The organism is Thermobifida alba, assembly GCF_023208015.1.
Classification (GTDB): domain Bacteria; phylum Actinomycetota; class Actinomycetes; order Streptosporangiales; family Streptosporangiaceae; genus Thermobifida; species Thermobifida alba.
In genome coordinates, this window is record NZ_CP051627.1 from 4,693,235 (window position 1) to 4,717,083 (window position 23,849).

Consider the following 23,849-nt stretch of genomic DNA (forward strand, 5'->3'; position numbering starts at 1 on the left):
GAGTGCGGTCGCGCCAAATGCTACTAGCCAGTAACATTTGGTGTGGAGAGCAAGAGCACAGGACACCGCGGTAGGGGAGGGCGTTAATGCCCACCCGCCTCCGAATTCCGTTCGGGTGTTTGGCACTCTTGGGGAGAAACCACGGACGCGCCCGCGTCCCCGACCGTCCACGAGGGCGGCGCAGACAAGGGCAGGGAGGTCGACCACCGACATGAATATTGTCGTCTTGGTCAAGCAGGTCCCGGACACCGAGACCGAACGCAAACTCAACCCGGCGGACAGCACGGTCGACCGTGCCGCGTCCGACGGCGTGATCAACGAACTCGACGAGTACGCCATCGAGGAGGCGCTGCTCCTCAAGGAGAAGCACGGCGGCGAGGTGACCATCCTCACCGTCGGCCCCGAGCAGGCCACGGACTCCATCCGCAAGGCCCTCTCCATGGGCGCGGACAAGGCGGTGCACGTCAGCGACGACGCGCTGGCCGGCTCCGACGCGCTGCAGACCGCCTACGCGATCGCGCAGACGCTGGGCACCCTTGAGTACGACCTGGTCATCCTGGGGTCGGAGTCCACCGACGCGCGCACCGGCGTGGTGGGTGCGGCCCTGGCCGAGTACCTGGGGCTGCCGCAGCTCACCCTGGCCAACAAGGTCGACATCGACGGTTCCTCGGTGAAGATCCAGCGCCAGACCGACGACGGCTACCAGGTGGTCGAGGCCACCCTGCCGGCCGTCATCTCGGTGGTCGAGAAGATCAACGAGCCGCGCTACCCGTCGTTCAAGCTGATCATGGCCGCGAAGAAGAAGCCGGTCGCCAAGCTCGGCATCGCCGACGCGGGCATCGACGCGGCCAAGGTCGGCCTGGCCAACGCCACCACCCAGGTCGTCGACTTCGCGCCGGCTCCGCCGCGTGCCGCGGGCACCGTCGTCAAGGACGAGGGCAGCGGCGGCGTGCAGATCGCCGACTTCTTGGCCAGCAAGAAGTTCGTGTAACGGCGAGACGAGAGAGGGATAGAGAACATGGCTGAGGTCCTCGTCCTCGTCGACCACGTCGACGGACAGGTCAAGAAGGTCACGCTGGAGCTGCTGACCGCGGCCCGCCGCATCGGAGAGCCCTCCGCGGTGGTCGTGGGAGAGGCCACCGACGAGCTGAAGGCCAAGCTCGGCGAGTACGGCGCGGAGAAGATCTACACCGCCCCCGCCGAGATCGACGACTACGTCGTGGCGCCCAAGGCCGAACTGCTGGCCAAGCTCGCCGCCGACAAGTCCGCCGCCGCCGTCCTCGTCTCGGCCACCGCCGAGAACAAGGAGGTCGCCGGACGCACCGCCGTCAAACTGGGTTCCGGTGTCCTCACCGACGTGGTGGACGTCACCCCCGAGGTGGTCGCGGAGCACTCCATCTTCGGTGGCGCCGTCATCACCCACGCCAAGGTCACCAGCGGCGTCCCCGTGGTGGCCGTACGCCCCAACGCCATTCCGGCCGAGCCCTCCTCCGGGGCCGCCGCGGTGGAGGCCGTCGAGATCGAGATCTCCGACGCCGCCAAGGCCGCGCGGATCACCGACCGCGTCAAGCAGGAGAAGGGCGCCCGTCCGGAGCTCACCGAGGCCGCTGTCGTGGTCTCCGGTGGCCGCGGTGTGGGCAGTGAGGACTTCTCCGTCGTGGAGAACCTCGCCGACGCGCTCGGCGGCGCCGTGGGCGCCTCCCGGGCCGCCGTCGACGCCGGCTGGTACCCGCACGCCTTCCAGGTCGGCCAGACCGGTAAGACCGTCTCGCCTAACCTCTACATCGCCCTGGGCATCTCCGGCGCGATCCAGCACCGGGCGGGCATGCAGACCTCCAAGACGATCGTCGCGGTCAACAAGGACCCCGAGGCTCCGATCCTGGAGATCTCCGACTTCGCGGTCGTCGGCGACCTGCACAAGGTCGCCCCGCAGCTGACCGAGGAGATCAACAAGCGCAAGTAGGCGCGCCACGTTCCACGGCGGCGGCCCCGGACGGATCCTCCGTCCGGGGCCGCCGCCTGTCAGTCGAGCTCTTCGGGGAAACGGGGTGTGGCGAGTCCTTCCGCCTCTTGGGAGAGGCCGGGGAGCTGGTCGGCCAGGTCCGTCTGGCCGTAACGCCGGAGAAGCGCGTCTGCGGTTCGAAGGAACCCCGGATAGTCAGCCGACGAGTTCTCCAGGCGACGGATGGCTGAGGCAAGGATGGCGGAGATCCTGATGGCCTTGTCCCGGGGTTCGCTCCCGTCGCGGAGCAGGGGGAGGAAGAACCGGTCGAACACTTCCTGGGACTCCTCGGAGATCCCGTGACGGTCGGTCCACCACGCCCGGGCGGTGGCGGTGTCGCGCAGGAGGTAGTCGAGTCGGTCGCGGTGGAAAGCCACCTCACTGTGCTTGAGGCGGCGCTCCGCATGGTAGCTGGACACCCGCTTTCGGTCCGCGCGCGACAGACCCAGCCGTACCCGGGCACAGACCTGGAGGCCGGGATACTTCTGAAACGCGGGGTGCTCCCGAAGATCGGGGTGTTCCCCGAAGGGCGGCTGCCGCCAGAGAGCCAGAGCCAGGGAGACCCGGTTGCCGATGTCGTGGTCCTCTCCGGGGACAGCGGTCCGGGTGAGGCCGCGGGCGATCAGGTACACCGACTGGACCGCGACCAGACGCAGCTCTGAGCGGGCAGAGCGGGTCAGCCGCCGCTCAGGTTCCACTCGGTAGCGGGCAACACCGCGCAGTCGCACGGAGACGCCGGGGATTGCGGTGGGCAGGCGCGTACGGATCCGTGCGCGCCCGCCCAAGGCCCTGGTAACGGACATGCTCATTCCGGTGTCCGGGTCATTCCCTCAGGTTGCGCTCGACGATCCGGTCCCAGATGCGGCGCCAGTAGGGGTCGTTGTACCGGTAGGCCGCACTGACCGAGGGGGGCAGGGGAGTGTCGTAGATGTCGACGAGCAGTTCGGTGATTTCGGGGCCGAGGTGTCCGGCTTTCTCCAGTTCCCCCCACCGGTCCACGGCCGTCTGTGTGCTGGGACCGGAGTCCCGGCTGCTGATGAGTCTCCGGAAGGAGGAGACGAGGATCTTCCGCTTGGCAGGGTCCGCCACGTGTTCGGCGTTGTCCCCGAGGAGGAGTCTGGGACCCGCGTCGCTGTGGGCGAGAGCGAGCAGGAAACGGAGCCGGACAGGGTCGGTGTCCGTGTCGCTCCTCCACAGCCACCGGTCGAGCAGTTCGGCGATGCGGGGTTGTTCCGCCAACAACGTAGAGAGAGCGTCCTGGAGGGGGGCAAAACCGAACGGAGCGTTCTCTGCCACCCGGGTGAGCCTGGTCAGCGCGATTTTCGGCATCTGGACGCCGAGCTTGCCACCGCAGATCTCGGAGACGAGGGCGAGGGTTTCGGGATCGGAGTGTTTGGCCCAGTTGTAGAGCCGGAGGCGCATGAAGGACCCACCAGCGGAGGGGGACAGGGCCGCGTCGGTGAAGAGTTCCACCGCCAGCGGACGGTGCTTTTCGCCGAGGGAGGAGCGCAGGGAGTCGAGGAGTTTGGTGTCGGAGTGCGTGACGGCGAGGTTGAGCACGCGCCGCGCGACCAGTGCGGTCTCCTTGCTGTTCAGCTCGCCGGATTCCAGCACCCTCCTGATCCATTCGTTGAGCAGGGGGTGCTGCTTCGGGTATCCCCTCCACAGGTGGTTCAGGATTGCCTGGTCGAGTCCTGCCGGACGGTCCTTGAAGCAGGCGAGACCGTTCTCCTCGGTCATCTCCGCCAGTTCGAGCTTGCGCCTCGACGTGGGTTCGGCGAAGACTGTCGCGGACTCTCTCTCCACCCCCGCCGTGGCCAGGAAGTCCTCTGAGCCGAGGATGACCGAACGGGTTCGGCAGCCCTCGTGGAGAGCACCTGACCAGACGACGGAACGGGCGACGACATGACCGTGTCGGAGCCTGTCGAAGTCGTTTGGCGGAGTCAGTAGTTTCTCGACGCGTGCGCGCCAGCCGGTGAACCGCTCCTTGAGGTGGTCAAGCTCGGTCGGGTGCTTCAGACGGAGCAGGTGATCGCTGAGCTCCGTGGCTTCGCCCGCACGCAGGCTCTCCTGCCACACCTGCTTGAGCTGCTCGCTGTCGAGGTAGGGCAGGAGGTCGTCCCGGCGGTGGAAGAGGAGTCGACGGCGAACCAGCTCACGCGCGTCGGGAGGGGCGAGCTCGACCGTGAAGGCATGAGTTCCTTCGGTCCACTGGCCACGCCAGGTCTCGGGAGTGGTGAGGACGACGAGGAGCCGGTTCTCGCGCTTCTCCCCGCCGTACTCGGCGAGGGCCTGTCCGAAACGGACGTCCGGGGTTTCGTTGATCGAGGAGAGGTCGAGGACACATCCGTGTCCGTCGAGTGAGGGGAGGCGTTTCACCTCGGGCTTGTCCCAGTCAGCCCAGAACTCCACGGTCGGATCCTCGGGGAGGAGTTCGGACAGCAGGTGCAGCGCGGTGGTACGCCGACCAGTTCCGGGAGGGGCGACCAGCACCAGGACCCCGTGAGCAGCCAGGAGTTCGGGAAGGTCGTCCCAGTTCTCGGTGGAGCGGGGCGCCACGTAGAGGCCCTCGCGGATCGGGGCCAACGCGGTGTCCGAGATCTCCGTGACAGGAAGAAAACCCTGGTCGAAGATGTACTGCCTGATCTCCTGATTGATACCCAGGATGTTGTTGTCTCCCCGGGCGTAGACCGTTGGGTGGTCGTGAACGCCGCTGGGATTAGCGGGGGACGGGGTGAGGTCGTCGCTCATCAGTGGCCTCCACCGTGGATGGTCTGGTTGTAGCCCACGAAGTTGCGGTCGCCGCGGCTCGCGACGATGCCCCCCGCCGATGGCGCCTGCTGTGGTCCTTCCGGGGGAGACACTTTCTGCCCCCGGTCTTCTTGGGAAGGAGAGCCGGAGAGCAGCAGTCCGCGGTCGACCAGGTTCCAGTCGATGCCCGGAATGTGGACCCAGGCGGGTTTCTCGAAGGTCTTGACCCGGACCAGATGCCGGGTGAACTCCTCCGCGCTCACACCGCCCGTGGCCCGGCCGCTGGAGAACACGTCCTCGTACACCCGGTCGGAGACGATCATGGCCAAAGGGGTGCGCCGCGGGGTGGCACGGGCCAGGAGGCGGCGGAGGCCGTCATCATCCAGGAGACGGTGGGTCTCCACCATCGGCACGCCGAGGCCGTCGTCCGGCAGCGGGCCGATGTGGAGGCTCACTCTCAGCTGGAAGGATTTCCCGTCGGGACGCGGGTGCTCGCGGAGCAGGGCGCACAGTGCCTCCGGGAAGCAACCGACCAGTGCGGGCAGGTACTCGGGGTCGAGCCCCGCCACGTACCCGTCACCGGTGTGCTGGCCGAAGTAGTGCTTTTCCCAGGAGGAACTGAGGCCGATGGCGGACATGGCCTGGGCGAGCAGGCCCCGGATACTCTCGTTGACCCGCTGCATGCCGGCACTGTCCAGGGAACTGAAGTCGCGGGCGTCCACCGCGACCACGGCGCGGTAGGGCGGCAGTTTCTCCCAGTGGGGAATACTCACGTCTTCCTCCAAACCGTTCTGTTGGGTGAAAAGAGGGTCTCCCGGATCTGTTGGCGGGACCGTCGAATTCTGGACCCTGTCGAGTGGGTCGGATCACACCACGGGGTCAGTCGGAGGAATAACGCTGGAGAGCGCTTCGGTTCAGTACCTCTATCCGTTTCCTGCCGCACCTGATGAGCCCGAGGGACTGGAGCCGGTGGAGGGTGTCGATGGCCGTGGCCCTGCTCATCCTCACCATGAGTCCGAGTTCTTCGCGGCTCATGCCGATGTGGATGACCACGTTGGCACCCTGCGGTTCTCCCACCTCGTCAGCCAGGTGGCCGAGCAGACGGGCCATGCGTACGTCGGGTGTGTGACACAGCAGGTTGCTCAGGTGCTCTTCGCGCTGCAGGAAACGGGCCACGGACAGGCGGTAGATGTCGGTGTGCAGTTTGCAGCGCTCGGCGAAGGAGCGGAACGTTGGTGCGGGAATGGCATGGCCGACGCACCTGGTGGTGGTCCACGCCGTTGCGCTGCGAGGTTGTTCGAGGAGCACTCCGGTCTCACCGAAGAGGTCGCCGGGGCCGCGTAGAGCCAGAGGAACCTGTCGGCCATCGTCGGTGTCTTCAGTGATCTTGACGGTTCCTTCGGTCAGGGCCAGGACGAAGGTGGGCGGCTCTCCCTGGAGCATGAGTGGGGAATCGGCCCTGAACACGCGACGTGTGCCGATGCGGAGCAGTTCATCCCAGGTTTCAGGGGGGATCAATTGGCGCAGCTTCATGGATGCCGGATCTCCGGGACGACGAGGAAATTACAGAAGATTCTGCCAGGGCGGGCCGACAAACATGGTGAATTCGGATGGAGTTCCAGATTTCGCCTGAGGAGAAAAACCGGTTTTCGGTTGTCAAATTGACTTCAGGTGTGCCGTCATCGGCCCTTCAGAGCACTCGTCGGGGCTCGTCAGGACATCGGTGTGGTGGCACGGGGAAGCCGAACGCGTTGCGATCGCAGCGGTACGCCGGGGAGGGGAGGCCGGAAACCTGGTCGAACGGAACAGCCCGCGGGGTCTGCCGTCCGCCATGAGGTCGAAAACCCCCCGTCCGGCTCTCGGCCGTATCCTGGAGAAGTCATGGTTTATCTCGACCACGCCGCCACGACTCCGGTGCGTCCCGAGGTGCTCGCGGACCTGACGGACGGGTTCGGCGTTCTCGGAAACGCGTCCTCCCTGCACGGAGCCGGGCGGCAGGCCCGGCGGGTGGTGGAGGAGGCCCGCGAGACCCTCGCCGACGCCCTGGGCTGCACCCCGCACGAGGTGGTGTTCACCAGCGGCGGCACCGAGGCCGACAACCTCGCGGTCAAGGGCCTGTACTGGGCGCGGCACGCCCGGGACCCGGCGCGGCGGCGCATCCTGGTCAGCGCGGTTGAGCACCACGCCGTCCTCGACCCGGCCCACTGGATGGCCGACCACCAGGGCGCGCTCGTCGAGGAGCTGCCCGTGGACGCCTGCGGGCGGCTCTCCCCCGAGACGCTGCGCGCGGCGATCGAACGCGACCCCGCGAGCGTCGCGCTGGTCTCGGTGATGTGGGCCAACAACGAGGTCGGCACCGTCCAGCCGGTCGCGGAACTCGCCGCGGTCGCCGCCGAGCACGGCATCTGGTTCCACACCGACGCGGTGCAGGCGGTGGGCGTCGAAGAGGTCGACTTCGCCGCCAGCGGGGTGTCGGCGCTCACTGTCACCGGGCACAAACTGGGCGGACCGGTCGGCGTGGGGGCGCTGCTGCTGGCCCGCGGCGTCGACCCGGTGCCGGTGCTGCACGGCGGCGGCCAGGAACGCGACGTCCGCTCCGGGACGCTGACCACCCCGCTGCTGCGCGGTTTCGCCACCGCGGTGCGCCTGGCGGTCGCCGAACGCGCCGAGCACGCGGCCCAGTTGGCGGCACTGCGCGACGAACTGGTCGACGCGGTGCGCGCGGCGGTCCCCGACGTCCGGGTCAACGGCCACCCCGCCGAGCGCCTGGCGGGCATCGCCAACCTCGGCTTCCCCGGCTGCGAGGGCGACGCCCTGCTCATGCTGCTGGACGCCCAGGGCATCTGCTGCTCCACCGGTTCGGCCTGCTCGGCGGGGGTCTCCCAAGCCAGCCACGTGCTGCTGGCGATGGGCGCCGATCCCGACACCGCGCGGGAGGCGCTGCGCTTCTCCCTGGGCCGCGGCTCCACCTCCGCCGACGTCAAGGCCCTGGCGGAGGCCATCGGCCCGGCCGTGGCACGGGCGCGGGAGGCCCGCGCCCGCCGCCGGAGCTGACCGGCCACGACCCTGGTCCCGACGTCATCGGGAGGGCCGGAAACGGCTCCGGGGACCGGACCGCCGGCGGCGCGGCGCCCCGGCGGGGCTCAGCGCCCCAACTGCTTGCGGATGGGCTTGAGGATCTGGTCGATGGTGCGCCACTCGGGGTCCAGCGCGCTGGTGACGAACACCCGGCCCTCCGACCAGCCCCGGGCGGCCTTCTCGAACTCGGGCAGGATGCCCGACTCCGGGTCCAGGTAGAAGTGGAGGACCCGCTGGCCGCCGACCGTCTGCACGGCGAACAGCGCGCCGTTGGAGCCGAGCATCTCGCGCAGCCCGAGGGCGTAGGCCTCCAGCGCCGAGGCCGACGCCCCGGTGGGCAGGCGGTCCTCGTCGGTCTCCGCGTAGGAGACCATGACCTGCGCGTACAGGGTGAGCGCGGGGTAGTCGCGGCGGTGCAGCGGATAGCGCGCCGACAACTGCAGCGCCCCCCGCAGCGGAATCCGGCCCTGCAGGGTCACCCAGCCGCCTCCGCCGCCCATCCCGGACAGCTGCCGCACCACCGAGGGCATCGAGGTCGGCGGCAGCGGGTCCAGCGGTTTCTCCACCAGCGGGTGCACCGAGCCGATCCAGCGCACCAGGTCGTCCTCGCCCACGGCCAGCAGCACCACGTGCTCGGCGACCTCGCGCCGGGTCTCCTCCGGCAGGAACATGAAGTCCGGGTGGTAGACCCCGACCTCGATCTGTCCGCTGGAGTGGTCCACGCGCAGCGACACCGACGTGTGCGCCAGGTCGAGTTCGTGGTCGTCCCAGGTCGTCGCCCGGGTGAGCTGGGCGTGGTCGGCGGGACGCGCGGGGAAGAACGCCCAGTCGGCGTCCTCGGGGGCGGCGCGGTACCAGCGCTCGGCCAGGACGCGGGCCTCGTCGTCGGCCCCGGCGCGCAGGGTCAGCGCGTACGACGCACGCGCCGAGGCGGGCTCGTCCTCCAGGCTGGCCAGCAGCGCCTCGGGGCTGTCCAGGGAGCCGAGGGAGGCCAGGTCGGTGGGACCCGGTTCGGGGGCGCGCGACACCTCCCAGGACAGGGAGGGGTGGATGCGCCGCACCCGTTCGTCGAGGCGCTGGGCAGCCTCGGCGGCGACGGGGGCCCCTTCGTCCACGGACGAGGCCAGGGCGTCGCGGACGTCGGTCCAGGCGGACCAGAAGTCGTCGATGGCGACGGCGGACTCGGAGTCGGCTGAGCGGCGGCGACGGAACAGAGCCATACCTCGATTTTCGCAGAGTCCCCGGGTGCTTCCGGCCGTGGGCGGCGTGCCGCCGCGTTGCGGACGCCGAATGGGTGGGTGCGGTCCGGGGGAGCGCTTAGGCTGGAACCGCTATGACTCTGCGAGTACTGGCCGCCATGTCGGGCGGCGTGGATTCCGCTGTGGCCGCCGCACGCGCCGTCGAGGCCGGGCACGACGTCACCGGCGTGCACCTGGCGTTGTCGGCCAACCCACAGTCCTACCGGACGGGTGCGCGCGGCTGCTGCACCGTCGAGGACTCCCGGGACGCGCGCCGGGCCGCCGACGTGATCGGCATCCCGTTCTACGTCTGGGACATGGCCGAGGAGTTCGACCGCGACGTCGTCCAGGACTTCGTCGCCGAGTACGCGGCCGGACGCACCCCCAACCCGTGCCTGCGGTGCAACGAGAAGATCAAGTTCCAGGCGGTGCTGGAGCGGGCGCTGGCGCTCGGCTTCGACGCGGTGTGCACCGGGCACCACGTGCGGCTGGACAACGGAAGGCTGCGGCGCAGCGTGGACGCGGCCAAGGACCAGTCCTACGTGCTGGCGGTGCTCACCCGCGAGCAGATCGCGCACTCCATGTTCCCGCTGGGCGACTGCACCAAGGCGGAGGTCCGCGCCGAGGCCGCGCGCCGGGGCCTGGCCGTGGCCGAGAAGCCAGACAGCCACGACATCTGCTTCATCGCCGACGGCGACACCAGCGGTTTCCTGGAGCGCAGGCTCGGCAGTGCCCCCGGTCCCATCGTGGACGAGACCGGCCAGGTGGTGGGCGAGCACAACGGCGCGCACGCCTTCACCGTCGGCCAGCGCCGGGGGCTCAACCTCAGCGGGGCGCCCAACCGCCGGTACGTGCTGTCGATCGAGCCGGTGAGCAACACGGTGACCGTGGGACCGCGCGAGGCGCTGGCGGTGGACCGCATCGTCGGGGAGCGGCCGGTGTGGTCCGGGTGCGAGCCGCCGGGGGAGTGGACGCCGTTCACCGTCCAGTTGCGCGCCCACGGCGAGGTGTACTCCTGCCGGGCCCGGGAGCACGACGGACAGGTGGAGATCCTGCTCGACACGCCCGCCACCGGGGTGGCCCGGGGGCAGGCCGCGGTGCTCTACGACGGCGACGTGGTGATGGGGTCGGCGACGATCGCCGCCACCTCACGGGCGGAACGGGCAGCGGTGGGCTGAACCGCCGGGCGGACCATGTCAAAAGTCCCGGATGTTCCTTTCCTCCGGCTCTGTCATTCAAGTTAGGTAAGGCATAGCATAGTTCTCCCGAGTGTAGGGAGGGTTGCGGTGCCGTACGAGTTCCTGGAGGGGCGTCCGTTCTGGGTGGTCTACCTCTCCCTGCTCGGCATCGTCTTCGCCAGGGCACAGGCCACCTACTGGCTCGGCCGGGGGCTCGGCGCCGGAGTGCACCGCTCCCGGATCGGCCGGCGCATCGGTCCCCGCCTGGCCCGGGCGGAGAACCTCATCAACCGGTTCGGCCCGCCCGCGGTCACCCTCTGCTTCCTGACGGTCGGCGTCCAGACCGCGGTCAACCTCGCCTCCGGCGCGATGCGTATGCGCTTCACCCGCTACCTGGCCGCGATGTTCCCGGGCTGCCTGGCCTGGGCCGCGATCTACAGCCTCGGCGGCATGGCGGTCCTCGCCGCCTGGTGGGGGCTGTTCCTGCACTCGCCGTGGCTGGCCGCGGCCGCCACGGTCCTGGTCCTCGCCGCGGCCGCGGCCTTCGTCGCGTGGCGGCGCCGCAGGCCGCCCGAGGAGCCCGCCGGCACCGGGCGGACGGAACCGGCGACCGCCCCGGCGGAGTAGCGGAGCCGCGCCCGCCGTCGGTGATCGTGTCCGCAGGGCCATGCCCCGCGGTCGAGCATGGCCCCGAGGACCCGGACGTCGCGGTTCCCGGGCGTGAGTCGTCTAGTCTGATGCCTCGTGAACGAGCAGCAGCGCCACCCCTGGCAGCCGGGGTCCTACACCGGAATCGGGTCCTGGCCCGGCACCGACCCGGCCGAAGCCGTCCGCACCGTCCTGGGGGAACTCCCCCTCCTGCCGCACCTGCCGGAACTGCCCGGCCGGGGCGCCGGAGCCGACATGATCGGCCGCACCGGGGCACTGCTGGTGGAACTGCCCGTCGAGGTGCAGCCCTCGGGGTGGCGGGTCACCCAGCGCGCGGGACGCGACCTGGTGCGGGCGCGCAGCTTCCTCTCCTGGGACCTGGACGCCCTGGAGGAGCAGGCCGCCGAGTACACCGGACCACTGAAGATCCAGGTGGCGGGGCCGTGGACGATGGCCGCCTCGGTGGAGCTGCGCGGCGGCGAGAAGATGCTGGCCGACCCCGGGGCCGTCGCGGACCTGTGCGAGTCGCTGGTCGAGGGGCTGCTCGCGCACCTGGCCGACGTGCGGGCCCGGGTGCCCGGAGCGGACCTGCTCGTCCAGGTCGACGAGCCGTCCCTGCCCGCCGTGCTCACCGGATCGGTGCCCACCGCCAGCGGCTACGGCCGGCTGCGCGCGGTGGACCGGGTCGTGGTCGAGGAGCGGCTGCGCGCGCTGTTCACCGCGATCGGCGACGCGGGAGGCCATCCCGTGGCGCACTGCTGCGCCCCCCGGGTCCCCGTCGACCTGCTGCGCCGCTCCGGGGCGCGCGCCCTCAGCCTCGACGCCACCCACCTGACCCGCGAGTCCGACGAGCCCCTCGGGGTGGCGGTGGAGTCTGGGGTGGGCCTCCTGCTCGGCGTGGTCCCCGCCGTCGACCGGCGGCTGTCACCCCCTGTCGATACTGTCGAACCAGTACGTGAACTGTGGCACCGGATCGGTTTCGACCCCGAACAGGCCACCCGCGACGTGGTCATCACCCCCGTGTGCGGGCTGGCCGGGGCTTCGCCGGGCCATGCCCGTGCCGCACTCGACCTGTGCCGCGAGGCAGCGCGGGTGCTGCGCGAGGAGCCGCGGGCCCGGCAGTGAACGAAAGGACGCGTGCGTGAGCGCACCACACCCGACCCCCGCCGACGACATCCCCGCCGACGTGCGGGAACGGCACGCGCGGCTGAGCCAGGACCTCGACGACCACAGCTACCGCTACTACCTCGGATCGCCGATCGTCTCCGACGCCGAGTACGACCGGATGATGGCGGAGCTGCGGGAGCTGGAGGACCGGTACCCGTCGCTGGTCACCCCGGACTCGCCCACCCAGAAGGCCGGCGCCCCCATCAGCAACGAGTTCGCGCCGGTCGAGCACCTGGAGCGGATGCAGAGCCTGGACAACGCGTTCGACGACGAGCAGCTGACGGCCTGGGCGCACCGGGTCGGCGCCGAGGTCCCGGTCGAGGCGTTCCTGTGCGAACTCAAGATCGACGGCCTGGCCGTGGACCTGGTGTACGAGAAGGGCCGCCTGGTGCGCGCCGCCACCCGCGGGGACGGCCGGGTCGGCGAGGACATCACCCTCAACATCCGCACCATCGACGCGGTCCCGCTCCGCCTGGACGAGTCCGTGCACCCCGCGCCCGAGCTGCTGGAGGTGCGCGGTGAGGTGTTCCTGCCCGCCACGGCGTTCGAGGAGCTCAACGCCCGGCTCGCCGACGAGGGCAAACCGCCGTTCGCCAACCCCCGCAACGCCGCGGCCGGGTCGCTGCGGCAGAAGGACCCGCGGGTCACCGCCTCCCGGCCGCTGAGCATGCTGGTGCACGGCGTCGGCGCGCACCGCGGGGTCGCCTTCACCCACCAGTCGCAGTCCTACGAGATGCTGGCGGCCTGGGGGCTGCCGGTCAGCGACCGCACCAGGGTGGTCTCCAGCCTCGACGAGGTCCGCGCCTACATCGCCCACTACGCCGAGCACCGCCACGACCCCGAGTACGAGATCGACGGCGTCGTGGTCAAGGTCGACGACGTCGCGCTGCAGCGCCGCCTCGGCTCCACCAGCCGCGCCCCGCGCTGGGCGATCGCCTACAAGTACCCGCCCGAGGAGGTCACCACCACGCTGCTCGACATCAAGACCAGCGTGGGCCGCACCGGCCGGGTCACCCCGTACGCGGTGCTGGAGCCGGTGCGGGTCGCCGGCTCCGAGGTCGAGTTCGCCACCCTGCACAACGCCCAGGAGGTGGCCCGCAAGGGCGTGCTGATCGGCGACACCGTGGTGGTGCGCAAGGCCGGGGACGTCATCCCGGAGGTCGTGGGGCCGGTGCTGGACAAGCGCACCGGGGCCGAGCGGCCCTTCGTGATGCCCGCCGAGTGCCCCGAGTGCGGCACCCCGCTCGGCCAGCAGAAGGAGGGCGACGTCGACCTGCGCTGCCCCAACACCCGCTACTGCAAGGGGCAGCTGCGTGAACGGCTGTTCTTCATCGCCGGACGCAAGGCCCTCGACATCGAGGCGCTGGGCTACGTGGCGGCCACCGCCCTGACCCAGCCGCTGGAACCGGCCGAGCCGCCGCTGCGCGACGAGGGCGACCTGTTCAACCTCACCGTCGAGCAGCTGCTGCCGATCCGCACCCTGGTCCTCGACCCCGACACCGCCGAGCCGAAACTCGACCCGAAAACCGGCGAGCCCAAGGTGGTGACCTTCTTCGCCAACCAGAAGGGCGAGCCGAAGAAGACCGTCGAGAAGCTGTTCGAGCAGCTGGAGGAGGCCAAGCGGCGCCCGCTGTGGCGGGTGCTGGTCGCGCTGTCCATCCGGCACGTCGGCCCCCGCGCGGCCGAGGACCTCGCCCGCCACTTCCGCTCCCTGGACGCCATCGCCCAGGCCAGTGAGGAGGAGCTGGTGGCGGTCGACGGGATCGGCCCGACCATCGCGCGCTCCATCGTCGACTGGTTCGCGGTCGACTGGCACCGCGAGATCGTCGAGAAGTGGCGGGCCGCCGGGGTCCGCATGGCGGAGGAGGGCGCCGACGAGGGCCCCCGGCTGCTGGACGGCGTCACCGTGGTCGTCACCGGTTCGCTGGAGGACTACAGCCGGGACGGGGCCAAGGAGGCCGTGCAGGAACTCGGCGGCAAGGTGACCGGATCGGTGTCCAAGAAGACCGACTTCGTGGTGGTCGGCGCGAACCCCGGCAGCAAGTACGACAAGGCTGTCAAGCTCGGTGTGCCGGTCCTCGACGAGGCGGGGTTCCGGGTGCTGCTCACCCAGGGGCCGGAAGCGGCCACGGCGGCACGGCTGGCCGTGGGGGAGACCCCCGAGGACTGAACCGTCCTTTTCGGAACAAACCGGCCCCCGGACTCCCGGGGGCCGGTTTGACCTGGCCAGTGAAGTAATACGATACGCGTTCAGAAGATCACCCAGCCGGTGCCGCCGTGGAGGGAGGGGCTTGTCCGCAGCGGTCTTCGGTTTACCTAAAGTCTGCGACCGGCGACACCTCGTGACGAAACGGCGTAAGCTGACCAGCAGCGGTACAAGCCGTTCACGACCGTTTCCGGCCATGGGGGATGGCCGGAACCGTCGAGTCAGAACCCGTGCGGGGCGCGAGGGGGCGGAGGGGGAACTCAGCCGTCCGCGCGTTCCATGAACCATCCCGAGGACGTCATGAAAGATCCCAACAGCACCCGGGATGTCGGCCCCCGGGTCGGGACGCCGCTGTGGCTGTACTTTGCCAGTACCACGGTGGCTGGTTGCGTTCTCCTCGTCGTGTCCCTGATCTGGCTGGGGGCCGACCGACTCCAGGTGTTCGCTACCGAGCCGCTCGTGTGGGTCCTGCTGTGCATGGTGATCATCGGCGAACTGCGTCCCATCGCCGCGCAACGGCCCGCGGGCGGCAGCGCCCCCACCTCGCTGCCCTTCGCCTTCGCCCTCGTCATCTACTACGGGCTGCCGGTCGCCGGACTGGCCCAGGCGGTGGGCTCCCTGCTGGCCGGTGCGGCCCGCGGCCACGCGCCGCACCGCATCGCCTTCAACATCGCCCAGTACACGCTGAGCTTCGGCGTCGCCGACGCCGTCATCCAGCTGGCCTACCCCCGCTCCCCGCTGGTGCCCTGGGTGCCCGAGGGCGTCGGACTGGTGGTGCTCGTCCTGGCCGCGGGCGCCTACTTCGTCGCCAACCTGCTCCTGGTCGAGTGCGCGGTCGCCATGCACGAACGCACCCCGCTGCACCGGGTGCTGACGAAGGACCTCGGCTACCGCCTCTTCGTCGCCGGCGTCCTGCTCAGCCTGGCGCCGCTGGTGGTCGTCGCCATGGCGCACTCGGTCTGGCTGGTCCCGCTGTTCTTCTTCCCGCTGGCCGCGCTGTACAGCAGCGCCTCGCTGTCGGTGAAACGCGAGTACCAGGCCAACCACGACGAACTCACCGGACTGGCCAACCGCAAACTGCTGATCCTGCGCACCCAGGAGGCGCTCGTCGAGGCCCAGGAGCGCAGGCAGCGCGTCGGTCTGCTGCTGCTCGACCTCGACCGCTTCAAGGAGGTCAACGACACCCTCGGCCATCCCACCGGCGACCGGCTGCTGCAGACGGTCGCGCACCGCCTCACCCACAGCGTGCGCCCCGGCGACCTGGTGGCGCGGCTGGGCGGCGACGAGTTCGCGGTGCTGCTGCCCCAGATCCGCGACACCGCCTCGGCCCGGGAGGTCGCCGCCCGGCTGCGGGTCGCGCTGGCCGAACCGATGCGCCTGGACGGCATGGACTTCGACCTGGAGGCCAGCATCGGCATCGCGCTGTACCCCAACCACGCCCCCGACTTCGAACTGCTGATGCAGCGTGCCGACGTGGCCATGTACGTGGCCAAGGAGCAGCGCACCGGGGTCGAGGTGTACGCCCCGCACAAGGACCGCAACTCCACCGCCAGGCTGAGCCTGTTCGGTGAACTGCGCCGCGCGCTCATCGAGGGCGAGCTGGAGATGTTCTACCAGCCGATCGTCTCCCTGGACGACGAACGCGTCGTGGCGCTGGAGGCACTGGTGCGCTGGCGGCACAGCAGCCGGGGCGTCCTCCCGCCGGAGGAGTTCGTCCCCATGATCGAGCAGTCCTACCTGATGCGCAGTTTCACGCACGAGGTCATCGAGCAGACCTGCGCACAGGCCGCCCGCTGGTGGAGCGAGGGCATCGCGCTCCCGGTGGCGATCAACCTGTCCGCCCGGGAACTGCTCGACCCGACCCTGCCCGAGAGCATCGAGGCCGGGCTGCGGCGGCACCGGCTGGAGCCGAGGGCGCTGCGGCTGGAGATCAGCGAACGCGTCCTGGTCTCCGACGCCGAGGCGGTCGTCCCCGTCATCGTGGCCCTGGCGGAACTGGGTGTCGCGGTGACCCTGGACGACTTCGGCACCGGCTACTTCACCCTGGCCCGGCTCAACGGGCTCCCGGTCACCGAGGTCAAGGTGGACGGGTCGTTCGTCCGCCACGTGACCGACGACTCCGACGGCAAGGTGGTCGTGGCCGCCGCCGTGGACCTGATGAACGCCCTGGGGCTGCGCGCCATCGCCGAGGGGGTGGAGAACGCGGAACAGGCCGCGGCCGTGCGCTCCCTGGGCTGCTACGCGGCGCAGGGCCGGTACTTCACCCCGCCGCTGGACGCCGGAGCCGTCACCGGATGGCTGCTCGAACACGGCGGCCTGGAGACCTCTCCGACGACGGGCCACGCCGGCCCGGCCTGGCCCCGGAGCGGCGTGAGACCACCGACCACCCCGCGGCAGCCATAGGATTGACCTGTCCGAATCTGCCGAAGGAACGGTTTGCAATCCATGTCCGCCATCACCCGCGATGAGGTCGCGCACCTCGCCCGGTTGGCGCGGCTGGCGCTGCCCGAGGACGAGCTCGACCAGCTCGCCGCCCAGCTCGATGTGATCATCTCCGCTGTGGCCAAGGTGCAGGAGGTCGCCAAGGGCGACGTCCCGCCGACCTCGCACGCCCTGCCGTTGACCAACGTCTACCGTCCTGACGAGGTCAGGCCCGGTCTCGACCACGACCAGGCGCTGGCGGAGGCCCCAGCGGTGGAGGACGGCCGGTTCCGGGTGCCGCAGATCCTGGGGGAGGAAGAATGACCGAGCTGATCAGGCTGAGCGCCGCCGAACTCGGCGCGGCCATCGCCTCGGGGGAGACCTCCGCGGTCGAGGCCACCCAGGCCTACCTGGACCGGATCGCGGCGGTCGACGGCCAGATCCACGCGTTCCTGCACGTTGCCGCCGAAAAGGCGCTGGACCAGGCCCGCGCGGTGGACGCCCGGCGCGCCGCGGGCGAGGAACTCGGCCCGCTGGCCGGGGTGCCCGTCGCCCACAAGGACGTGTTCACCACCAAGGACATGCCCACCACCGCGGCCTCCAGGATCCTGGAGGGCTGGCAGCCGCCCTACGACGCCACCGTCACCGAACGCCTGCGGGACGCCGGACTCGTCATCCTCGGTAAGACCAACATGGACGAGTTCGCCATGGGGTCCTCCACGGAGAACTCCGCCTACGGCCCCACCCGCAACCCGTGGAGCACCGACCGCGTCCCCGGCGGCTCCTCGGGCGGCTCCTCGGCCGCCGTGGCCGCGTTCGAGGCCCCGCTGGCCACCGGCACCGACACGGGCGGCTCCATCCGCCAGCCCGCGGCCGTGTGCGGCCTCGTCGGGGTCAAGCCCACCTACGGCAGCTCCTCGCGGCACGGCGTGATCGCCTACGCCTCCTCCCTGGACACCCCGGGCCCGTTCGCCCGCAACGTCCTGGACGCGGCCCTGCTGCACGAGGCGTTCTCCGGGCACGACCCGCGCGACTCCACCTCGGTGGACGCGCCGGTTCCCCCGGTGGTCGAGGCGGCCCGGCGCGCCGACGTCTCCGGCATGCGCATCGGCATGGTCAAGGAGCTGTCCGGCGAGGGCTACCAGCCGGGTGTCCTCCAGCGCTTCACCGAGGCGGTCGAGCTGCTGGAGTCCCTGGGCGCCAAGGTCGTCGAGGTGTCCTGTCCGAGCTTCACCGCCGCGCTCGCGGCGTACTACATCATCGGGCCCAGCGAGTGCTCGTCCAACCTGGCCCGCTTCGACGCGATGCGCTACGGCCTGCGGGTCGGCGACGACGGCACCCGCAGCGCCGAGGAGGTCATGTCGCTGACCCGCGCCGAGGGCTTCGGGCCGGAGGTGAAGCGCCGCATCATCCTGGGCACCTACGCGCTGTCCAGCGGCTACTACGACGCCTACTACGGTTCGGCCCAGCAGGTGCGCACGCTCATCAAGCGCGACTTCGACGCGGCCTTCCAGCACGTCGACGTGCTGGTCTCGCCCACCACGCCGACGACGGCGTTCCGGCTGGGCGAGCGCACCGACGACCCGATGGCGATGTACCTGGCCGACCTGTGCACGATTCCGACGAACCTGGCGGGCAACGCGGCGCTGTCGGTGCCGTGCGGGCTCGCCCCGGAGGACGACCTGCCGGTGGGGCTCCAGATCATGGCGCCGACGCTGGCCGACGACCGCGCCTACCAGGTGGGCGCGGCCGTGGAGGCGGCGCTGCGCGACCGGTGGGGCGGCGACCTGCTGTCCCGGTGCTCCTACGCGGTCTGACGGCCGGACGCGGATACCGTGGCGCCCCCGGGGATCTCCCCGGGGGCGCCGTCGTGTCGGCGGGCTCCCCGGCCGGGGAGCCCGCCGACACGACGGGGGCCCCGCCGCATCAGCGGCGGGGCCCCCGGGGCTCAACCCGCGTCACCGGCCGGGCCGGCGGAGCGGATCAGGCGTCGTCGGCGTTGCTCTTGCGCCGGCGGGCCAGGAACATCGCGGTGCCGCCACCGCCGACCGCGACGACCGCGGCGGCGATCAGACCGCCCAGCGCGGCACCGGTCACGGGCAGACCGGGCTTGTCGTCAGCCGGGGGAGTGGGCTTCGGCGACTCCTCGGGCGTGGTCGGGGTCGGAGTGGGCTCCTCGGGCGTGGTCGGGGTCGGAGTGGGCTCCTCGGGCGTGGTCGGGGTCGGAGTGGGCTCCTCGGGCGGGGCCGTGGGAGCGGTCCAGGTGACCTTCACCTCGGCGCTGGCCTCGGTCGAGGACTCGTCCGCGGTGATGAGGGTCTGGGTCTTCGGGTCGCCCGGCAGGCCCTGGAACAGGCGGCCGATCTCGACGGTCGCGGTCACGGAGGCGCTGACGGTGGCCTCGCCGTCCTCGGTGCCCTCCGGGACCAGGACGCTGAACTGGTCGCCGTCGCCGGCCTGGGACACCGGGTTGCCGTCGAGGTCGACGGTCTGGACGCCCTCGGGGCCGTTCAGGGTCAGCGGAACCGAGTCGGCGGTGGTGGAGACGGTGAACTCGCCGATGGGGCCGCCGGACTCGCCGGACGCCTCGTTCGGGCTGATCGCCAGGGAGGCGGGGGCCTGCTCGATCTCGGTGGCGTTCTCCAGCAGGTAGGCGTAGAGGTCCCGGACCTTCTTGGGGTTGTCCTTCGTCAGGTTCACGCCGTTGCTGAAGTGCCAGATGGCGGCCTGGGTCGCGGAGAGTGCGTCCTTGCTGCTCAGCCCCGCCACACCCGACTTCTCGGCCAGTTCCTCGGCGGAGAGCTCGGGGTAGCCGTTCTGCAGGATCCACAGCACCTTGCCGGGCTGGGAGCTGGCGAACTCGCCCTCGCCGGGGTACTCGCTCCAGTCGCCCTCGACGTACTTGGCCCCGCCGCGGATGGGGGTCTCGAAGTCGATGCAGTACGCGGAGATCTTGTTTCCGTCGGTGAAGGTCAGCTCGAACAGGGTGGTGCCGACCCGGCCGCGGTCGAACTTCAGCGAGTGGCCGCTCTCGGCGTTGCCCGTGTACTTGGCGTCGGCGCCGCCGGAGTAGGGGGTGGGCTCGGCGAGGGCGGGGGCGGCCGACATGCCGAAGGCGAGGAACGCGGCCGTCGTGGCGGTGGCGGCGGTGATCAGCGCACGCCGCACACCGTGACGGGGGCGGAAGGAAGAATCTGTGGTCAACAAGTCGTATCCCAGAGTTGTTGAGGGGGTGGACAGGCGGTCCAGCCGCGCGGGACGCTGCGTGCGGCGACTGCTCGCGCGGGGATCACGCCAGAGGGGCGGTCCGGTGCCCGATGTCTCGGTAGGGGCGTCCGATTGGAGTAGAAGGACAGTGGTTGTCGTTGCGTGTGACGTCAGTCGTCGTTCGCCAGCACACCGACACCGGAGGCGCCAGGCGGTCGATCACCGCACCGCCAGATAATAGCGATCTTTATCCGATCTTTCCAAGGCGGAGCGGAAAAAATTCCGGACGAGCTTTTGGCTCTTGTGGCGCAGGCGGTGGAGTGCTATTGGCCGATGAACCGGTTCCGGTTTTTCGTCTCCCGCTCCGAACTGCGAAGACGTGGGATCGAAGAATGTCAAACTGCGGGCTTCCACGGAGTGGCGTCATCAATTTTTATGATGCAGCCTGAGCTCCGAGAGAAGAGGACGCGCGAAAGAGACCGATGGATTACCGGAAGTTGTCGTTTTCTGTCGCGGAGCCGTCGGGAGGGTGACCGGTTCCGGCCTGCCGGGCCCGCCGGACGGGTCAGCGCCGCCTGCGCCGGGTCAGCAGCACCACCGCCGTCCCCGCGCCCAGCAGCACCAGCGCGGCGACCACCACCGCCCCCAGCCAGGTCCCGGTGAGGGGCAGGTCCGCCTCGACGCGCTTGTCCTCGGCGACGACCGGAGGAGCGGGCGCGGGCGGGGACGCGGCGGAGGGCGCCGCGGAGGCCGACGGCGTCGGCGGCGCCGTCGGCGCGACAGGGGCGGAACCGGAGGGGGAGGCCGCCGGGGAGGGGTCGGCCGCGTTCCAGCTCACCTTCGCCGAGACGGTCAGCGAGACGGTCGCCCTGCCGGCGACCACCAGAGGCTGGGTCTGCACCCCGTCCTTGCCCGAGTAGACGAGGCCGGGCAGGATCTCCGCCTCCTTGGCGTGCGCGTAGACGGTGGCCGCTCCGGTCTCCTCGGTCACGGGCGGGACGAGCAGGAACTCCTCGCCGTCGCGGGCCTGGGTGACCGGGGAGCCGTCGGGAGCGACCAGGGAGGCCTCCCCGGCCCCGTTCACGGTCAGCCACACCGGCTCCTCGCTCGTGGTGCGCACGGTCAGCGGCCCCAGCGGCGCGGAGTCCTCGCCCACGACCTCGGCGGGGGTGAGCCCCAGCGCGCTGTCCGGCTCGGCCGCGTCGGTCGCGTTGTCCAGCAGGTACTGGTAGAGCGCGCGCACCTGCTGGGAGTTGGGACCGCCCGGACCGTCGGACCGCAGTCGCGTGCCGTTGCTGAGGTGCCAGATCGCCGCCTGGGTGCCGGCGATCGCCTGTGCGGCGCTGAGGTCGGTGATCCCGCTCTCCGCGGCCACCCGCTCCAACGGCAGCACGGGGTAGGAGTTGCGGACGATCCAGACGATCTCGCCGGAGTGGGCGGCCCCGGGCAGGTCCTCCCACCGGGCCGCGGCGTAGGCGGCCCGGTGGTCGACGTTGCGGCTGACGTCCACGCAGTAGGCGGCCACCGTCGTGGCACCGTCGACCCGTAGGTCGAACAGCGTGGTGGCGGCCGACTCCCCGGAGGTGAAGTGGACGTTCTCGCCTGGGACGCCGTTGCGGTCCACGCGCGCGATGGAGGTGGACTCGGCCGCCGCGGGGAGCGGACACCCCCAGCAGACGAGGACGGCCGCGGCCGAGGCGGCCAGTCCGCGCCGCACGCGGGACAGGAGGCTTGACACGATGTCTTCCAGAGGAGAGCGATCCGGTGGCAGGGGATGCGCGGTGCCCCGATACGGGGCCGCGGGACGGGCCGACACGGGTCGGGAGAGTCCGCCAAAAGCCTAACCGCAGGGGCGCCGGACGATCGCGGAACCAACGAAACCGCAGAACAATCGTGTGCTTCCCGTAACATCTCCAGAACCCGGACGCGGCGGCCCGGAGGGTCACCTGCACGCCCGGGCATCGGTAGGCTCGGAAGGGTGCCCGTCGGTGCGCTGCCCAGGACGGCGGGCCACGTGTGCTGGACGACGAGTGTCCTGTTCGGTGGGGCAGCGCCGGACGGGAACGGTTCGGGAACAACGGAAGCGGGTTGTGCGGCGATGGGTAGCGCGGTGACGAGTAACCACTCCGCCACGGGCGGCGCTCCGGCGCTTATGCCCTACGACGAGGTGCTGCGCGGGTACGAGCCGGTGCTGGGACTGGAGACCCACGTCGAGTTGGGCACCCGCTCGAAGATGTTCTGCTCCTGCGCCACGGACTTCGGCGCCGCCCCCAACACCCAGGTCTGCCCCGTGTGCCTGGCGCTGCCGGGCGCGCTGCCGGTCGTCAACGGCGCGGCCGTGGAGAGCGCGATCCGCCTGGGACTCGCGTTGAACTGCTCCATCGCCGAGTGGTGTCGGTTCGCCCGGAAGAACTACTTCTATCCGGACATGCCGAAGAACTACCAGATCTCCCAGTACGACGAGCCGCTGTGCTACGACGGCCACATCGACGTCACGGTGGACACCCCGGACGGGCCGCGCGAGTTCCGGGTCGACATCGAACGGGTCCACATGGAGGAGGACACCGGCAAGACCTCGCACGTCGGCGGGGCCTCCGGCCGCATCCACGGCGCCGAGTACTCCACCGTCGACTACAACCGCGCGGGTATTCCGCTGCTGGAGATCGTCACCAAGCCCATCGAGCACACCGGCGACCTGGCCCCCCTGGTGGCCCGCGCCTACGTCAGCGAACTGCGCGACCTGATCCGCGCCCTCGGCATCTCCGACGTGCGCATGGAGGAGGGCTCGCTGCGCTGCGACGTCAACGTCTCGCTGATGCCGCGCGGCTCCGCGGAGTGGGGGACCCGGACCGAGACCAAGAACGTCAACTCGCTGCGCTCGATCGAGCGTGCCGTACGCCACGAGATCGAACGCCAGGGCGGGGTGCTGGCCGCGGGCGGGCGCGTGGTGCAGGAGACCCGGCACTTCCACGAGGACACCGGCACCACCACCTCGGGGCGGAGCAAGGAGGAGGCGCAGGACTACCGCTACTTCCCCGACCCCGACCTGGTTCCGGTCGCGCCCGACCGGGAGTGGGTGGAGAAGCTCCGCGACACCCTGCCGGAACTGCCCTCGGCCAAGCGGCGCCGGGTCAAGGCCGAGTGGAACCTGACCGACGAGGAGCTGCGCGACCTCGTCAACGCCGACGCCGTCGACCTGGTCGAGCAGACCGTCGCGGCGGGCGCCGCTCCGGCCGAGGCGCGCAAGTGGTGGTTGAACGAGCTGTCCCGGCGCGCCACCGAGACCGGGACCGGGCTGGACGCGCTGCCCATCACGCCCGCCCAGGTGGCCCGCGTCGTGGCGCTGGTCGCCGAGGGCACGCTCACCAACAAGCTGGCCCGGCAGGTCATCGACGGCGTGCTCGCCGGCGAGGGGGAGCCGGACGAGGTGGTGGAAGCGCGCGGACTGCGCGTCGTCAGTGACGACTCCGCCCTGGGGGCGGTCGTCGACCAGGCGATCGCCGACAACGCCGACGCCGCGGAGAAGGTCCGCAACGGCAAGGTCGCCGCGGTGGGCGCGCTGGTCGGCGCGGTCATGAAGGCGACCCGCGGACAGGCCGACGCGGGACGGGCGCGGCAGCTCATCCTGGAGCGCCTGGGGGTCGCGGGCTGAGGGGCCGACACCGCCGCACCGGTCCGGGGAGGGACCGGAGCACCCGAGAGGGCGGCTACTGACGGTGATCAATGTGTCACCGACTCTCGTCGTGCTCTCAACCTCTCCGTGACCTTGGTCGAATAGCGTGAGGGGACTGAGGAAGCCGTGAGAGGACCTCGCACCCCGCATCGGGCGCGCGGTCTGCCCGGCCCCGCGGCCTTCGGTCCCGCAGGGCCGGACGAAGCGACGTGAGCCCGGCAGACCACCCGGATCCGATCCCCGGCGGTGCGTCGGTGCGCATCCCGGAGTGTGAGTCCGC

At 70.7% G+C, this 23,849-nt stretch carries 18 protein-coding genes; 11 read left to right on the forward strand and 7 right to left on the reverse strand.

Annotation, left to right across the window (positions count from 1 at the left end):
- Window positions 1-211 precede the first annotated feature (211 nt).
- On the forward strand, window positions 212-991 hold the full coding sequence (locus tag FOF52_RS21005; RefSeq protein ID WP_248591610.1) for an electron transfer flavoprotein subunit beta/FixA family protein: 780 nt from the start codon (window positions 212-214) through the stop codon (window positions 989-991).
- A gap of 27 nt (window positions 992-1,018) precedes the next feature.
- Window positions 1,019-1,963, forward strand: a complete 945-nt coding sequence (locus FOF52_RS21010; protein ID WP_248591611.1) for an electron transfer flavoprotein subunit alpha/FixB family protein — start codon at window positions 1,019-1,021, stop codon at window positions 1,961-1,963.
- Window positions 1,964-2,022: 59 nt separating this feature from the next.
- On the opposite strand, the gene FOF52_RS21015 is transcribed toward FOF52_RS21010, so the two are convergent.
- The 4 genes from FOF52_RS21015 to FOF52_RS21030 all read right to left on the reverse strand — a co-directional run bounded on the left by FOF52_RS21015 (window position 2,023) and on the right by FOF52_RS21030 (window position 6,286).
- Entirely contained in the window at window positions 2,023-2,634 is a 612-nt protein-coding gene (locus FOF52_RS21015) for a hypothetical protein (protein WP_248591612.1), read from the reverse strand.
- 190 nt (window positions 2,635-2,824) lie between these two features.
- The gene (locus tag FOF52_RS21020) at window positions 2,825-4,753 is read right to left on the reverse strand and encodes a hypothetical protein (RefSeq protein WP_248591613.1); all 1,929 of its coding nucleotides are present in this window, start codon (window positions 4,751-4,753) and stop codon (window positions 2,825-2,827) included.
- Window positions 4,753-5,526 (reverse strand): hypothetical protein, encoded by a 774-nt coding sequence (locus FOF52_RS21025; protein ID WP_248591614.1) that lies wholly within the window; start codon window positions 5,524-5,526, stop codon window positions 4,753-4,755. Before FOF52_RS21025 ends, FOF52_RS21020 begins: the two co-directional genes overlap by 1 nt.
- Before the next feature lie 106 nt (window positions 5,527-5,632).
- Complete coding sequence (locus FOF52_RS21030) at window positions 5,633-6,286, reverse strand: Crp/Fnr family transcriptional regulator (protein ID WP_248591615.1); 654 nt, start codon at window positions 6,284-6,286, stop codon at window positions 5,633-5,635.
- A gap of 348 nt (window positions 6,287-6,634) precedes the next feature.
- Here FOF52_RS21030 and FOF52_RS21035 point away from each other — a divergent pair, with 348 nt between their 5' ends.
- Window positions 6,635-7,807 (forward strand): cysteine desulfurase family protein, encoded by a 1,173-nt coding sequence (locus tag FOF52_RS21035; RefSeq protein ID WP_248591616.1) that lies wholly within the window; start codon window positions 6,635-6,637, stop codon window positions 7,805-7,807.
- An 89-nt stretch (window positions 7,808-7,896) separates the two neighbouring features.
- Here the strand turns inward: FOF52_RS21035 and FOF52_RS21040 are convergent, their stop codons facing one another.
- Entirely contained in the window at window positions 7,897-9,051 is a 1,155-nt protein-coding gene (locus FOF52_RS21040) for a DUF695 domain-containing protein (RefSeq protein ID WP_248591617.1), read from the reverse strand.
- A 113-nt stretch (window positions 9,052-9,164) separates the two neighbouring features.
- On the opposite strand from FOF52_RS21040, the gene mnmA reads away from it, so the two are divergent.
- The 7 genes from mnmA (at window position 9,165) to gatA (ending at window position 18,506) form a co-directional block, all read left to right on the forward strand.
- On the forward strand, window positions 9,165-10,247 hold the full coding sequence (gene mnmA, locus FOF52_RS21045; protein ID WP_248591618.1) for a tRNA 2-thiouridine(34) synthase MnmA: 1,083 nt from the start codon (window positions 9,165-9,167) through the stop codon (window positions 10,245-10,247).
- A gap of 108 nt (window positions 10,248-10,355) precedes the next feature.
- A complete protein-coding gene (locus FOF52_RS21050) occupies window positions 10,356-10,874 on the forward strand; it encodes a DedA family protein (RefSeq protein WP_248591619.1) in 519 nt (172 codons plus the stop codon).
- A gap of 117 nt (window positions 10,875-10,991) precedes the next feature.
- Window positions 10,992-12,020 (forward strand): methionine synthase, encoded by a 1,029-nt coding sequence (locus FOF52_RS21055; protein WP_248591620.1) that lies wholly within the window; start codon window positions 10,992-10,994, stop codon window positions 12,018-12,020.
- A 16-nt stretch (window positions 12,021-12,036) separates the two neighbouring features.
- Window positions 12,037-14,232 carry an NAD-dependent DNA ligase LigA gene (ligA, locus tag FOF52_RS21060; RefSeq protein WP_248591621.1) on the forward strand — a complete coding sequence of 732 codons (2,196 nt, stop codon included), beginning with the start codon at window positions 12,037-12,039 and terminating at the stop codon, window positions 14,230-14,232.
- Between the two features lie 336 nt (window positions 14,233-14,568).
- On the forward strand, window positions 14,569-16,671 hold the full coding sequence (locus FOF52_RS21065; RefSeq protein WP_248591622.1) for a putative bifunctional diguanylate cyclase/phosphodiesterase: 2,103 nt from the start codon (window positions 14,569-14,571) through the stop codon (window positions 16,669-16,671).
- Between the two features lie 42 nt (window positions 16,672-16,713).
- The gene (gene gatC / locus FOF52_RS21070; RefSeq protein ID WP_248591623.1) at window positions 16,714-17,013 is read left to right on the forward strand and encodes an Asp-tRNA(Asn)/Glu-tRNA(Gln) amidotransferase subunit GatC; all 300 of its coding nucleotides are present in this window, start codon (window positions 16,714-16,716) and stop codon (window positions 17,011-17,013) included.
- Window positions 17,010-18,506 (forward strand): Asp-tRNA(Asn)/Glu-tRNA(Gln) amidotransferase subunit GatA, encoded by a 1,497-nt coding sequence (gatA, locus tag FOF52_RS21075; RefSeq protein ID WP_248591624.1) that lies wholly within the window; start codon window positions 17,010-17,012, stop codon window positions 18,504-18,506. Before gatC ends, gatA begins: the two co-directional genes overlap by 4 nt.
- 166 nt (window positions 18,507-18,672) lie before the next feature.
- Here gatA and FOF52_RS21080 read toward each other — a convergent pair whose 3' ends face one another.
- Together FOF52_RS21080 and FOF52_RS21085 are read right to left on the reverse strand one after the other, a co-directional pair.
- On the reverse strand, window positions 18,673-19,857 hold the full coding sequence (locus tag FOF52_RS21080; protein WP_248591625.1) for a thioester domain-containing protein: 1,185 nt from the start codon (window positions 19,855-19,857) through the stop codon (window positions 18,673-18,675).
- 604 nt (window positions 19,858-20,461) lie between these two features.
- Entirely contained in the window at window positions 20,462-21,634 is a 1,173-nt protein-coding gene (locus tag FOF52_RS21085; RefSeq protein ID WP_248591626.1) for a thioester domain-containing protein, read from the reverse strand.
- Window positions 21,635-21,994: 360 nt separating this feature from the next.
- Here FOF52_RS21085 and gatB point away from each other — a divergent pair, with 360 nt between their 5' ends.
- Window positions 21,995-23,548, forward strand: coding sequence for an Asp-tRNA(Asn)/Glu-tRNA(Gln) amidotransferase subunit GatB (gatB, locus tag FOF52_RS21090; RefSeq protein WP_248591627.1), 1,554 nt, complete (start codon window positions 21,995-21,997; stop codon window positions 23,546-23,548).
- Window positions 23,549-23,849 lie beyond the last annotated feature (301 nt).